Origin of the sequence: Microbacterium sp. ZW T5_45 (assembly GCF_044987415.1) — a bacterium.
Lineage (GTDB): Bacteria > Actinomycetota > Actinomycetes > Actinomycetales > Microbacteriaceae > Microbacterium.
Map to the genome: position 1 here is coordinate 1 of NZ_JBJDRJ010000068.1, position 11,560 is coordinate 11,560.

9 protein-coding genes and 1 pseudogene are annotated in these 11,560 nt (G+C 70.4%); 3 read left to right on the plus strand and 7 right to left on the minus strand.

What is annotated here, in order from left to right; translation table 11 throughout:
- Positions 1-153 precede the first annotated feature (153 nt).
- On the minus strand, positions 154-756 hold the full coding sequence (locus ACI3KS_RS19225) for a DUF4916 domain-containing protein (protein ID WP_404920148.1): 603 nt from the start codon (positions 754-756) through the stop codon (positions 154-156).
- A 108-nt stretch (positions 757-864) separates the two neighbouring features.
- On the opposite strand from ACI3KS_RS19225, the gene ACI3KS_RS19230 reads away from it, so the two are divergent.
- Positions 865-1,497, plus strand: coding sequence for an alpha/beta hydrolase (locus ACI3KS_RS19230; RefSeq protein ID WP_404920156.1), 633 nt, complete (start codon positions 865-867; stop codon positions 1,495-1,497).
- On the opposite strand, the gene ACI3KS_RS19235 is transcribed toward ACI3KS_RS19230, so the two are convergent.
- On the minus strand, positions 1,498-1,764 hold the full coding sequence (locus tag ACI3KS_RS19235) for a hypothetical protein (RefSeq protein WP_404920149.1): 267 nt from the start codon (positions 1,762-1,764) through the stop codon (positions 1,498-1,500).
- Positions 1,765-2,054: 290 nt separating this feature from the next.
- On the opposite strand from ACI3KS_RS19235, the gene ACI3KS_RS19240 reads away from it, so the two are divergent.
- Positions 2,055-3,743: an ABC-F family ATP-binding cassette domain-containing protein gene (locus ACI3KS_RS19240; protein ID WP_404920150.1), complete on the plus strand. Its 1,689-nt coding sequence runs from the start codon at positions 2,055-2,057 to the stop codon at positions 3,741-3,743.
- Positions 3,744-3,784: 41 nt separating this feature from the next.
- Here ACI3KS_RS19240 and ACI3KS_RS19245 read toward each other — a convergent pair whose 3' ends face one another.
- The 4 genes from ACI3KS_RS19245 to ACI3KS_RS19260 all read right to left on the minus strand — a co-directional run bounded on the left by ACI3KS_RS19245 (position 3,785) and on the right by ACI3KS_RS19260 (position 6,688).
- A complete protein-coding gene (locus ACI3KS_RS19245; RefSeq protein ID WP_404920151.1) occupies positions 3,785-4,528 on the minus strand; it encodes a hypothetical protein in 744 nt (247 codons plus the stop codon).
- Positions 4,525-5,118, minus strand: a complete 594-nt coding sequence (locus tag ACI3KS_RS19250; RefSeq protein WP_404920152.1) for an RNA polymerase sigma factor — start codon at positions 5,116-5,118, stop codon at positions 4,525-4,527. Before ACI3KS_RS19250 ends, ACI3KS_RS19245 begins: the two co-directional genes overlap by 4 nt.
- A gap of 45 nt (positions 5,119-5,163) precedes the next feature.
- A complete protein-coding gene (locus tag ACI3KS_RS19255) occupies positions 5,164-5,571 on the minus strand; it encodes a DUF6157 family protein (RefSeq protein ID WP_404920153.1) in 408 nt (135 codons plus the stop codon).
- An 85-nt stretch (positions 5,572-5,656) separates the two neighbouring features.
- A complete protein-coding gene (locus tag ACI3KS_RS19260) occupies positions 5,657-6,688 on the minus strand; it encodes an NAD(P)-dependent alcohol dehydrogenase (RefSeq protein ID WP_404920154.1) in 1,032 nt (343 codons plus the stop codon).
- A 142-nt stretch (positions 6,689-6,830) separates the two neighbouring features.
- Between ACI3KS_RS19260 and ACI3KS_RS19265 the strand changes: the two genes are divergently transcribed.
- Positions 6,831-11,423: an ATP-dependent helicase gene (locus ACI3KS_RS19265; RefSeq protein WP_404920155.1), complete on the plus strand. Its 4,593-nt coding sequence runs from the start codon at positions 6,831-6,833 to the stop codon at positions 11,421-11,423.
- Positions 11,424-11,429: 6 nt separating this feature from the next.
- On the opposite strand, the pseudogene ACI3KS_RS19270 reads toward ACI3KS_RS19265, so the two are convergent.
- A pseudogene (locus ACI3KS_RS19270) lies at positions 11,430-11,560 on the minus strand (IS481 family transposase); the annotation flags it as partial.

Consider the following 11,560-nt stretch of genomic DNA (forward strand, 5'->3'; position numbering starts at 1 on the left):
GGTGCGGCGCGGGGGGCGTCGCGGTGCAAAAAGTCGGAGCCTCGCCGCGACACGCCGTGCTGCGGCACGGCGTGTCGCGCGGAAGCTCCGACTTTTCACACGGCTAGGCGCGGGGGCGCGGGACGGATGCCGAGCGCCGCGGGGCGCCGGGTGTCAGCGCAGCAGGCCGAGGCTCGCGAGAGCCTGACGGATGAGCGTGCCGCGGCCGCCCTCCATCTCGGCGGCGACCGCATCGGAGGCCGCGGCCTCCGGCGTGAACCAGGTGACTTCGAGAGCATCCTGGCGGGGTTCGCACGTGCCGGTCACCGGCACCACATAGGCCAGCGAGACCGCGTGCTGGCGGTCGTCATGGTATGCGCTCACCCCGGGGATCGGGAAGTACTCGGCCACCGTGAACGGCAGCGGCTGCAGCGGCAGCAGGGGGAAGGCCATCGGGCCGAGGTCGTTCTCGACGTGCCGGAAGAGCGCGTCGCGGATCGTCTCGCCGAAGCGGACTCGCCCCGACACGATCGTGCGGGTGATCTCGCCGAGCGGCGTGGAGCGCAGCAGGATGCCGATCTCGATGACCTGGCCCGCGCCGTCGGTGCGCACGGGGATCGCCTCGACGTACAGCATCGGCAATCTGCGCCGCGCCTCTTCGAGTTCGAACTCCGTGAGCCAGCCGGGGTTGGCCCCCGACGCGGATGCCGGCTCGCCGAACGAGCCGAGACCGGAGTCTTCGGGTTCCGGATCGGGATCGGGTGTGCGGACGGCCATGGGTCATTTCTACCAGCCGCGCGCGGGATCCGCGCCCCGTCGCCGCACTCGGCCACGCCAGCCCGGCCGAGAGGGATGTCACCGGCCGCTGGCAGGATGAAGGACGTGATGGAGATCGACGACGCCGCGACGAGATGGTCCACCGACGACAGAACTGGCAAGCCTCTGCTCGTTCTGCTGCACGGGTACGGGTCCGACGAGGACGACCTCTTCGGACTCGTGCGCTTCCTTCCGGATGCCTTCGCCGTGGCATCCGTCGCGGCACCGCTCACGCCGCCGTGGCCGCTCCCCGGCCGATCCTGGTATCCGATCGACGGACTCGACGGGCGCGACCCCTCGCACGTCACGGCCGCCGCCGAAGCCCTCGTGCGCTGGCTCGAGCCCCTGGCCGCTCACGCACCCTCCGTGGCGCTGCTCGGCTTCTCACAGGGCGCGGCGGTGTCACTGCAGGCGCTGCGCATCTCCCCTGACCTCGTGGGCGCCGTGGTCGCGCTGAGCGGATACGCGAGTACCGGCGATCTCCCCCTCGATGCACAGCTGGCCCAGTCCCGACCGCCGGTGTTCTGGGGTCGCGGCACGCACGACGACATCATCGGCGCGCACCTCGTGCAGCACACCACCGAGTGGCTGCCGGGGCACTCGACGCTCACCGGTCGCGTCTACCCCGGGCTCACCCACAGCATCTCCGAGGACGAGCTCATCGACGTGCGCCGCTTCCTCGAGACCTGGATCGAGAGCTGATCAGTCCCGCTTCTCCTCGTCTCGCGCATCGGGCCCCTGCTGCTCCCGCTCGCGGAGCTGACGGATCTGCTGCCGCCGGAGCCTGTTGCCCGCCGCGATGAACGCCATCATCACTCCGGCGCCGATCGCCACTCCGATGACGACGCCGAGCACGATGTTGTCGATCGACACCCCCAGCGCCACTCCGACGCCCATGCCGACCGCGAGTCCTGCTCCCATGCCGACCCGCTGCAGCATCTCTGCGGGGTTCGGGTTCTGCTCTGCCATACCTCGACCCTACGAGCAGGCGCGCGCCGCCGCATCCGCCCTCAGGCTGATCTCGCGACACGCCCGGGGTTGCGGACTCCGGACGCGCCTGGGTATGGTCGTCGAGTCCTGTCCGCCGTGTCTGGAAGTTCTTTGATCTGAATCGTCGCCTCCGCGCCTCTCTTTCCGCGCGCTGACCCGACGATCCTTCCTCAGGCTCAGGAACCCCGGTTCCGTCCGCTCCGCCGTACCCGGCGTCGAGAACGGACCGCCTCGGTGTCAGTGCACTCTCGCACTCGACAGGAGCCCCCATGTCCACACCTTCCTCACACTCATCCGTCGTCCTCGATCGGGTCGGCCTCGTCTGGCCCGACGGGCAGACCGCGCTCGACTCCCTCTCCGGCTCGTTCGGCAACGGCCGCACGGGCCTGGTCGGACGCAACGGCGCAGGGAAGTCCACGCTGCTGCGACTGATCGCCGGCGAGCTCGCTCCCACATCGGGGACGATCACCGCGTCCGGCGATGTCGCCTATCTGCCGCAGCAGCTCACCCTCGACGTCGAGCGACGCGTCGCCGAGCTGCTCGGTGTGGCCGCACCTCTCGACGCGGTCCGCGCGATCGGCGCGGGCGACGTCGACCCGGCGCACTTCGATGCGGTCGGTGACGACTGGGACATCGAGGCCCGCGCCGAAGCATCCCTCGCCGAGGCCGGGCTCTCCCCCGACTTCCTCGATCGTCGGGTCGGGGAGCTCTCGGGCGGTGAGGCGGTGCTCGTCGCGATCGCCGGCATCCGTCTGCGTCGCGCACCGATCACTCTGCTCGACGAACCGACCAACAACCTCGACCGTGATGCGCGGGCGAAGCTCGCCGCCATGGTGTCGTCATGGAAGGGCACGCTGGTCGTCGTGAGCCACGACGTCTCGCTGCTGGAACTGATGGACGACACCGCCGAGCTCTACGGACGGACGCTGAGCGTGTTCGGCGGTCCGTACTCGGAGTGGCGCGCCTGGCTGGATGCCGAGCAGGACGCCGCGCGACAGGCCGAGGCCACGGCCAAGCAGGAGCTCCGTAAGGAGAAGCGCCAGCGCATCGAGGCGGAGGTCAAGCTCGCGCACCGTGCTCGCACGGCGAGGAAGGCCGAGCTCGAGAAGCGCGTGCCGAAGATCATCGCGCACGGCCGGAAGATGGCCGCCGAGGTATCGGCGGGCAGGCTGCGCTCCGAGGTCGGCGCGAAGGAGGACGCCGCACGCGCCTCGCTCGACGAGGCCGGTCTGCGCATCCGCTCGGACGCCTCGATGAAGATCGAGCTTCCCGATCCGGATGTCTCGCGCAGCCGCCGGATCGCGACGGTCGGCACCGCTGAGCACTCGTGGGTCGTGCAGGGCCCTGAACGCGTCGCGCTGATCGGCCGCAACGGCGTGGGCAAGACCACCCTGCTCGAGCGGATCGTCGCGTCGGCGGTCGCACCCGACTCGCAGAACTCCGGAGATTTCACCACGGATGCCGGTTCTCGCACGGAATCCGGGGATTCGGGCACGGATCTCCGGAGTTCTGAACGCCCGGAGCTCGTCGCCGAGGCCCACACCGACCGCATCGGATACCTTCCGCAGCGCGTCGACGGACTCGACGACGCCCGCACGGTGTTCGAGAACGTGGCGGATGCCGCGCCGCAGGTGCCAGAGAAGGAGCTGCGCAACCGCCTGGCGCGATTCCTCATCCGCGGAGCGACGACCGAGCGCCCGGTGAGCGCGCTGTCGGGCGGTGAGCGATTCCGGGTGGCACTGGCGACGCTGCTGCTCTCGGAACCGGCACCGCAGCTGGTCGTGCTCGACGAGCCGACGAACAACCTCGACCTCGACACGGTCGATCAGCTCGTCGAGGCGCTGCGCGCCTACCGTGGCGCGGTGCTCGTCGTCAGCCACGACGATGCGTTCCTCGAACGGCTCGATCTCGACCTCACGCTCGAGATCGGTGCGGACGGGGATCTGACGGAAGTGTGACGGCGGGGAGGGAGAGATCCTCTCCCTCCCCGCCGCACTGGTCACTCCACCGGATCGCACTCCCCGTCGGCGGCGCCGTTCGGGAACAGTCCGATCACCGTCGTGCCGTCCGACTCGTAGACGTCGATGCAGCCCTCGATCGCCCAGCTCTCGCTGTCGCGGATGTACCCGATCTCGCCGTTCGTCGCCTGCGCCGCGATGAGATCGGGGACACCGTCGTCGTTCGGCACGCCGTAGGTCTCGCCGCGGGCGTTCACTCCCCACTCCGAGGTCTCCGAGCTGCCGTATCGTGCAACCACGCTCCACGGGGTCCCCGGGTCGGCCGTGACCGTGATCGAGGTGTCTCCCTCCGCGGGGAGGAGCCCGTCGGAGATGTGTGTGGAAGGGTCCGCGCGCACCGGATCGGAGCAGTCCCACGTGACGGCCGACGCGCCGCCACCCTGCCCCGAACGCGTCAGCACCTCGATCCGCCCACCCTCGCTGCAGGTGATGTCGAGGATGACCCGATCCGCTCCCTCCGGCACCGGCCCGAGCTCGATCTCGGCGGTTCCCGTGTAGCTGCCGGCGACCGTCGCCTCGAACGCCGTGACGGTCGTCGTACCGGGCAGAGCACCGACGACCACCGCCGCGCCGGTCAGCGCACCGGCGAGCGCGAACGATCCGACGGTGATCGTCACCGTGCGGGTGCGCCTCTGCTGCCGCCGCAGTCGGCTGCGGCTCGTCCCGATCGCGGCGAGCTCGCGCTCGACGGCTTCGGCGAACGTGTGGTCCATGGTGGTGTTCATGCGGTCTCTCCTTCGGTGAGGAACCAGGCGACATGGGGCGATCCCGTCCCGAGATCGGTCTGCAGGCGGCGACGTGCGCGCATCAGGCGCGTGCGCGCTGCACCGGGCCGCAGCCCGAGCAACGGCGCCGCATCGGCGACGCTCAGGCCGTCTACGGCGGTGAGGGTGAGAAGAGCGGCATCCTTCGCATCGAGTTGGGCGAGAGCCTCTCGGAGGCGGATGCCGAGCACTTCGGCCTCGATCGCGGACACCGCCTCCTGCTCGGCATCCGGAGCCTCGTCCTCTCGGGGCATCGCGGCGAGCAGGCGACGATAGCGCAGCCCGCTGCGACGCTGATTCCGCGCCGTGTTCGCGACAGCGACGAGCAGCCAGGGCAGCACCGAGCCGTCGACGAGCGTCACCGACCGGCGACGCCGCCAGAGCTCGAAGAAGGCGATGGCCGTCGCGTCTTCGGCGTCATGCCGCCGATCCACGAGGGCGGCCGCCCGGCGATACACGCTGTCGCGGTGACGCCGGAAGAGTTCCGAGAACGCGGAACCGTCCTCGAAGCAGGCTCTTCGCCAGATATCGGACTCGTCGTTCTCGCTCATACCCGGTGATGTCCGGCACCCGTCGAAGTGTCACAGACCTCGAGATCAGGCTCGCCTGCTGCGCATCGCCCGGGTGTGCGAGAGCGTCGGATCCGCGGCGAGCGCGGCGTACTCGTCGGATTCGCGCGGGACCAGCGCCACACGGCCGTCGGCGTCATGGTGGAGTCCCCAGCCGTAGCGCTTGCCGAGCGGTGAGGAGCGCAGACAGGCCTGCCCCTTCGCGAACAGTCGAGCACGCGCGGCCTCGTCGTCTACGGCGACGCCGTTGCGCTGCGCCCAGGTCTCGAAGATCACGTCGTCGGAGGTGCGCGAGTACGGATGCTCGGCGATGAGGCGGTAGTGCAGCGTTGCGATCGTCGGGTTCTCGGTCAGCGGCGGTTCGACGCCGTGCTCCGCCGGGCAGTCCTCGGCGACCTCGATGAAGGTGTCGCGGTAGTTCGTGGTGTGCATCATGCCTCCGTCGCATCGGTGCGGTCGCCGGTGACGAGGCTACTCCGGTGCGCGGACCGCGGCGGGCAGCGCCGCGGTCCGCGCGGGCTCAGGCTCCGGGGACGATCACCGCGCGCCCGCGGACCCTGCCCGCGTGCAGGTTCTCGTACGCCTCGGGGGCCTGATCCAACGAGTACTGCTCGACGTGGATAGAGATCGCACCGCGCTTGGCGAGCTCGACGACCTCCATGAGCTCGGTGCGGGATCCCCAGTTGATCGCGCGGCCGTTCACATCGAGCGGCACGGTCGTCTGGCCGATCGGCACGGCACCGGTCGCGACGCCGACGACGACGATCTGACCGCCGACGCGGATCATGCCCGCGGCGAGGTCGGCGGTGGGCTGGATGCCGACGAAGTCGAACACGGCATCCGCTCCGAGTTCGCGAGTGATCGCCTTGACGGCGGGGATCGCGTCGGGGTTCGACAGGAAAGCCTCGTCGGCGCCCACCTCCTTCGCGAAGGCGAGCCGGTCCTCAGCGACGTCGAGCACGACGACGGTGGTCTGCGTCAGCGCCTTCAGCAGCTGGATGGCGACGTGACCGAGTCCGCCGGAGCCGATCACCACGGCGGTCGTGCCGGGGGTGAGATGCGGCAGGGCCGACTTGATCGCACGGTACGGGGTGAGCGCGGCATCCGTGAGCGAGACGTTCGCGACGGGGTCGAGGTCGCCGATCGGCACCAGGTGGCGGGCGTCGTCGACCAGCATGTACTCGGCCATGCCGCCGTCGCTGTAGATGCCGGGAGCGCGCATGCCCTTCTCGCAGTTCTGCTCCTCGCCGCTCGCGCAGGCGTAGCAGCGTCCGCAGCCCCAGGGGCCGTAGACGATGACGCTCTCGCCGACCTCGAGGTCGGTGACTCCGGCGCCGAGCTCGTCGACGACGCCGGCGACCTCATGCCCGAGCGTCAGCGGCAGCGGCTTGAAGTAGTAGTCCTCGGCGCTGGTTCCCATGATGAACTCGTCCGAGTGGCAGGCCCCGGCGGCGGTCACTCTGAGCAGGATCTCGCCCGGCCCGGGAACGGGCTTGGGCACCTCCACCAGTTCGGGACGGCTTCCGATCTCGCGGTACTGCAGTGCTTTCATCTCTCCGGCTTCTCTCCGGGCGGATGGCCCGGCACGGGCGCAACGGTGCGCAGGGCGTGAGACTCGCGGGGTGCCGCGAGCCTCATCCAGGCTGCTCCTGGGATTCCGCGCCGATGTCGGTGGCCTCGGCGAAGATGGAGGGATGGGTGACGTCCTCGATCGCTTCACCCCGGCTACGCAGGACTGGTTCCGGGGTGCGTTCAGCGCGCCCACTCCCGCACAGGCAGGGGCGTGGAACGCGATCTCCGCCGGGCGCCACGCACTCGTGGTCGCCCCGACCGGCTCCGGAAAGACGCTCTCGGCCTTCCTCTGGGCGATCGACAGCGTGTTCCGAGAGCGAGCGGCGCTCCCGGAACAGCCGGGTCCGAGAAAGAAGAAACAGGAGACGGATGCTTCCCGCACCCGCATCCTGTACATCTCGCCGTTGAAGGCGCTCGGTGTCGACGTCGAGCGCAACCTGCGTTCGCCTCTGATCGGCATCGGCCAGTCGGCCAAGCGCCTCGGGATGCCGGCGCCGTCGGTCACGGTGGGCGTTCGTTCGGGCGACACCACCTCGAGCGATCGGCGCAAGCTGGTCGCCGATCCCCCTGACATCCTCATCACGACGCCCGAGTCGCTGTATCTGATGCTCACGAGCCGCGCGGGCCAGACGCTGCGCGACGTGCACACCGTGATCATCGATGAGGTGCATGCGGTCGCGGCCACCAAGCGCGGAGCACACCTTGCAGTGAGCCTCGAGCGGCTCGACGCGCTGCGGGCGCAGAACGGCACCGAGACCCCCGCGCAGCGGATCGGCCTCTCCGCCACCGTGCGTCCGATCGATGAGGTCGCGCGGTTCCTCGGCGGCGCGGCTCCCGTCGAGATCGTCGCCCCGCCCGCGTCGAAGACGTTCGAGCTTGGCGTCGTCGTCCCCATGGACGACATGACCAATCCGCCGCCTCCGCCCGGGGTCACCGCCCCCATCGACGGTGAACCCGCCGAATACAGCGAGGTCACGGGGTCGGTCTGGCCCCACGTGGAGGAGGCGATCGTCGACCGAATCCTCGAGAACAACTCCACGATCGTGTTCGCGAACTCGCGTCGACTGGCCGAGCGCCTCACCGGCCGGCTGAACGAGATCTACTCCGAGCGGAACGGGCTCGCGATCCCGGAGGCGACGGTGCCGGCGGCGATGATGGCGCAGGCCGGAACGACCGCCGGAGCCGACCCGGTCCTCGCGAAGGCTCACCACGGCTCGGTGTCGAAGGAGCAGCGGGCCCAGGTCGAAGAGGAGCTCAAGTCCGGCGTCCTGCGCTGCGTCGTCGCCACGAGCAGCCTCGAGCTGGGCATCGACATGGGCGCCGTCGACCTCGTGATCCAGGTCGAGGCGCCGCCGTCCGCGGCGTCGGGCCTGCAGCGCGTCGGCCGTGCGGGGCATCAGGTCGGTGAGATCAGCAGGGCCGCCCTCTTCCCCAAGCACCGCGGAGACGTGCTGCACACCGCGATCGTCACCGAGCGGATGCTGGCGGGCAAGATCGAAGCGATCCAGGTCCCCCGCAACCCGCTCGACATCCTCGCGCAGCAGACGGTCGCGGCGAGCGCACTGGGCGAGATCAGCGTCGAGGAGTGGTTCGAGACGGTACGGCGATCCGCGCCGTTCCAGGCCCTTCCGCGCTCCGCCTACGAGGCGACGCTCGACCTGCTCGCCGGACGCTTCCCCTCCGACGAGTTCGCCGAACTGCGACCGCGGCTCGTGTGGGACCGCGACGCTGGCACGCTCACCGGGCGTTCCGGAGCGCAGCGCATCGCCGTCACGAGCGGCGGCACGATCCCCGACCGTGGGCTGTTCGGTGTATTCGTCGCCGGTGAGACGACCGGGGCCAGGGTCGGCGAGCTCGACGAGGAGATGGTCTACGAGTCCCGCGTCGGCGACGTGTTCACGCTCGGTACGACGAGCTGGCGCATCGCCGAGATCACCCACGACCGAGTGAACGTCATCCCGGCATACGGGCAACCGGGAAAGGTGCCGTTCTGGCACGGCGACGGAATCGGCCGGCCCTATGAACTCGGCGAGGCGCTCGGCGCGTTCTCTCGCGAGGTCTCGTCGGCGGCCCCTGAGAAGGCGGCGCAGCGGCTGATCGAGGCCGGGCTCGACGAACAGGCCAGGGCCAACCTCATGGCTCACCTCACCGAGCAGCGCGAGGCGACCGGCACACTGCCGACCGACCGCACGCTGACGGTCGAGCGCGGCCACGACGAGGTCGGCGACTGGCGGGTGATCCTGCATTCCCCTTACGGCATGAAGGTGCACGCCCCCTGGGCGCTCGCCATCAACGCTCGTGTCCGCGAGCGTCTCGGGGTCGAGGGCTCGGCCGTCGCGAGCGACGACGGCATCATCGTGCGCATCCCGGATGCCGACACCGAACCACCGGGAGCCGAGCTGTTCGTGTTCGATCCCGACGAGCTCGAGCACCTGGTCACCGAAGAGGTCGGCGGGTCGGCACTGTTCGCCTCGCGCTTCCGCGAGTGCGCCGCGCGGGCGCTGCTCATGCCCCGCACCAACCCCAACCGCCGCTCACCGCTCTGGCAGCAGCGGCAGAGATCGGCGCAGTTGCTCGAGGTCGCGCGGCGGCATCCGACCTTCCCGGTCATCCTCGAGACGCTGCGCGAGGTACTGCAGGACGTCTACGACCTGCCGTCGCTGCGCAAGCTCGCCACCGCGATCGCCGACCGGCGCATCCGGCTCGTCGAGACGCAGCCGGCGCAGCCGTCCCCCTACGCCCGGGATCTGCTCTTCGGGTACGTCGGGGCGTTCATGTACGAGGGCGACTCGCCGCTCGCCGAACGCCGGGCCGCCGCGCTGTCGGTCGACCCCGCCCTGCTGGGCGAGCTGCTCGGCACGGTCGAGCTGCGAGAGCTGCTCGACCCCGACGTGCTCGCGCAGTTCGAGCGTGAGGCGCAGCGTCTGGATCCCGCGCGGCACGTCCGCGGCCTCGAGGGCGTCGCCGATCTGCTGCGCATGCTCGGCCCGCTCGACGTCGACGAGGTCGCCGCGCGTCTGGAGGAGCCGTCGGATGCCCCCGCCCACCTCGACGCGTTGATCACGGCCCGACGCGCGATTCCGGTGACGATCGCCGGAGCCGCGCGCGTCGCCGTGATCGAAGACGCCGGGCGCCTGCGCGACGCCCTGGGCGCGGCGCTGCCGACGGGCATCCCGGTGGCGTTCCTCGAACCGGTCGCCGATCCGCTCGGCGATCTCGTCGCGCGCCATGCGCGCACGCACGGCCCGTTCACGACGGATGCCGTCGCCACGCGGTTCGGCATCGGCGCCGCCGTCGCCCGGCGTTCTCCAGCCGCTGCAGCGTGTGCCGGGCGGGTGACGAGCGGGTACTTCCTGCCGACCGCCGCCGGCACCGGCGACGACCTCGAGTGGTGCGACACCGAGGTGCTGCGGCGGCTGCGCATGCGCTCGCTCGCCGCGATCCGCGGCAGCGTCGAGCCGGTCTCCCCCGAGGCGTATGCCCGGTTCCTCCCCGACTGGCAGCATCTCTCGCGTCCGCTCGAAGGACTCGACGGCGCGCTCACCGTGATCGAGCAGTTCGCGGGTGTACCGATCCCCGCGAGTGCATGGGAATCGCTGGTACTGCCCTCTCGCGTACGCGACTACTCCCCCTCCATGCTCGACGAGCTCACCTCGTCCGGAGAGGTCGTCTGGGCAGGCAACGGCACTCTCCCCGGTCGCGACGGCTGGGTGTCGCTGCATCCTGCCGATCTCGCGCCGTTCACCCTGCCCGACCTCGACGCCGAGATCGCCGAAGGTTCGCTCGAAGCTCAGGTCCTCGCATCGCTGCAGGTGGGTGGCGCGTACTTCGCCGCGCAGCTGAAGGACATGACCGGCGCGGAGAGCGAGCAGTCCGTGCTCGACGCGCTCTGGAATCTCGCCTGGACGGGGCGGGTGACGAACGACACGTTCGCGCCGATCCGCTTGCTGCTCGCCGGCGGCTCCCAGGCGCACAAGGTCACCCGGCGGGCGCCTCGCGCCCGTGCCTATCGCGGCGTCTCCTTCGCTCGCCCCGCTCCTCGCCCGACATCGCTCGGGGGCCGCTGGTCGCTGCTGCCGACGGGCGAGACGGATGCCGCGCGGCGAGCGACCGTCACGGCCGGGCTGCTGCTCGACCGCTACGGTGTCGTGACCCGTGGTTCCGTGCAGTCAGAGGGCGTGCCCGGCGGCTTCGCGCAGGCGTATCGGGTGCTCGCCGGTTTCGAGGAGGCGGGTCACTGCCGCCGCGGCTACGTGATCGAGAAGCTCGGCGCCGCGCAGTTCGCGGCATCCGCGACCGTGGATCGGCTGCGTACCTTCGCGAACCTCGCGGATCCACCCCCGCGCACCGCCGTCACGCTGGCAGCGACGGATCCTGCGAACCCCTACGGCGCGGCGCTCGGGTGGCCTCGGCGCGAGGGCGTCTCGCATCGTCCGGGACGCAAGGCCGGCGGGCTGGTCGTGCTCGTCGACGGTTCCCTCGTGCTCTACCTCGAGCGCGGCGGGCGGACCGTGCTCTCGTTCACCGACGACGGCGAGATCCTGCGCGCCGCGGCATCCGATCTCGCCGCCACGGCGAAGACCCGACGCCTCGAGACGCTCACGATCGAGAAGGTGAACGGCGAGGGCGTGTACGGCACGGAACTCGCACTCGCGTTGCAGGAGGCGGGCTTCGTCGTCACGCCTCGGGGTTACACCCTCCGCAAGACGGTCTGACCCGTCCTAACTGTGATGTCCAGGCAGGTTGTTGAGCCTGCTGATGGGTGGGGCTCCGATGGCGGAGTGGCGCCTGTGATGATTGTAGAAGTGCATCCAGGCGGGTAGTGCTGCTCGCCGTTCGGTCTCTGATTCGT

What these genes read in the sequence shown, in the direction of transcription:
- ACI3KS_RS19225 (WP_404920148.1), bottom strand. Translation starts at nt 756, where the DNA reads ATGGCCGTCCGCACACCCGATCCCGATCCGGAACCCGAAGACTCCGGT.
- ACI3KS_RS19255 (WP_404920153.1), bottom strand. Translation starts at nt 5,571, where the DNA reads ATGATGCACACCACGAACTACCGCGACACCTTCATCGAGGTCGCCGAG.
- ACI3KS_RS19245 (WP_404920151.1), bottom strand. Translation starts at nt 4,528, where the DNA reads ATGAACACCACCATGGACCACACGTTCGCCGAAGCCGTCGAGCGCGAG.
- ACI3KS_RS19265 (WP_404920155.1), top strand. Translation starts at nt 6,831, where the DNA reads ATGGGTGACGTCCTCGATCGCTTCACCCCGGCTACGCAGGACTGGTTC.
- ACI3KS_RS19240 (WP_404920150.1), top strand. Translation starts at nt 2,055, where the DNA reads ATGTCCACACCTTCCTCACACTCATCCGTCGTCCTCGATCGGGTCGGC.
- ACI3KS_RS19260 (WP_404920154.1), bottom strand. Translation starts at nt 6,688, where the DNA reads ATGAAAGCACTGCAGTACCGCGAGATCGGAAGCCGTCCCGAACTGGTG.
- ACI3KS_RS19235 (WP_404920149.1), bottom strand. Translation starts at nt 1,764, where the DNA reads ATGGCAGAGCAGAACCCGAACCCCGCAGAGATGCTGCAGCGGGTCGGC.
- ACI3KS_RS19230 (WP_404920156.1), top strand. Translation starts at nt 865, where the DNA reads ATGGAGATCGACGACGCCGCGACGAGATGGTCCACCGACGACAGAACT.
- ACI3KS_RS19250 (WP_404920152.1), bottom strand. Translation starts at nt 5,118, where the DNA reads ATGAGCGAGAACGACGAGTCCGATATCTGGCGAAGAGCCTGCTTCGAG.